Below are 1,224 nucleotides of genomic sequence, written 5' to 3'. Positions count from 1 at the left end.
AAAGAAAAAGTTGTTAAGTGTAAAAAAGAACATACCTGTGTAATATGTCAAAGAACTATAGATAAAGGGAAATTTGCATTAAGTGAATCTGGATTTTGTGATGGAGAAGCAGTATCTGCTTACACATGTATTGAATGCGTTGAAAACGTAATTGAAGAATCAGGAGAAGTTGATGCTAGCGATGATGAATACATAAGAATAGAAGATGAGAATGGTATAATATGGCGCATAACAAATCATGACTGTATTATGAAATGCAGTAAATGTGGTAATGAACAAAGAGTTGTTTTTGAGAATGGAGCATATGAACATACTTCATGCTACGATTGTGGAGGAGAAACCAAATTCCGTTATTGGACTGATCGTGAAGATATTGAGCGTGAAAACTAGTTAAGAAAATTGATATTTAAGGAGGTAATGATATGCCTAAAAGTAAGTTTTCTTTGAGTAAGAAACATGAAAAGCTTATTGACATCGCAGTAATGATACCGTCAGATAGAAGGGAAATGAGTCAATTAGGAGGAGATAGAGCCACTATACCTATTGACCATAGGTGGAACGCAGAAAACAGTCTTATATTGGCACTGGAGACTATATCAAAAGGAACAGTATATCAAGATATTAGCTTTGAAATAATAGAAAAGTGCAGTGAAATATTTGAATATTACGATAATAAGTGTTAGACATTTAAATTAGGATTTAGAGAAGGAGTAGTAAATGAAGAACAAGTATAAAAAAGATAAGTCAACATGTCCTTTTACAGGAGAAGTTTGCAATGAAGATGATAAAAATTGCTATAAGTGTCTAACTAAAGAAGATTAAAAACAATATTTATAGAAGAAAGGAAAAGTGAAAATTATGAAAAGAGATATGCTATTTTTAGGAATGGACATAGTAAAACAATTAGATTGGTTAAAAGAAGAGAGTGAAAAGGTAACTGGAGTAGTCTTTAATAAAGAACAAGAATATGGATATGAGTGTGCAAAAAATATGTTACATACGATTCTGATTGAAATGTTAGACGAACAAGAAACTTGCGTTGTCCACATTAATGGACTAGATGGTCAAATAGAATTCTTTAAATCAGATTTATTTAAGTATTTTGATAAAAATGGGTTTACACTTCCAGAGGTAAACTAAAATTTACAAACTTAAATATGATTTAGGAGTGATAGAGTGAAAAATAAAGTTATTACAGTTTGATGTTAGACGATGCATAAATTA

At 30.6% G+C, this 1,224-nt stretch carries 3 protein-coding genes; all 3 read left to right on the top strand.

The genetic code is table 11. The annotated features are described in order from the left end of the window. Window positions 1-390, top strand: a 390-nt coding sequence (locus BUB90_RS23765) for a hypothetical protein (RefSeq protein WP_073292020.1), incomplete at its 5' end; no start/stop codon positions are given. A gap of 32 nt (window positions 391-422) precedes the next feature. Then, the gene (locus BUB90_RS22980; protein WP_073292016.1) at window positions 423-683 is read left to right on the top strand and encodes a hypothetical protein; all 261 of its coding nucleotides are present in this window, start codon (window positions 423-425) and stop codon (window positions 681-683) included. A gap of 175 nt (window positions 684-858) precedes the next feature. Beyond that, window positions 859-1,140 (top strand): hypothetical protein, encoded by a 282-nt coding sequence (locus BUB90_RS22975; RefSeq protein ID WP_073292013.1) that lies wholly within the window; start codon window positions 859-861, stop codon window positions 1,138-1,140. Window positions 1,141-1,224: the final 84 nt, after the last annotated feature.

It is taken from the genome of Anaerosporobacter mobilis DSM 15930 (assembly GCF_900142955.1).
In the GTDB taxonomy this organism is placed as follows: Bacteria; Bacillota; Clostridia; order Lachnospirales; family Lachnospiraceae; genus Anaerosporobacter; species Anaerosporobacter mobilis.
The sequence above is the reverse complement of the archived record's forward strand: the minus strand, read 5'-3'. Positions and strand labels throughout refer to the sequence as shown.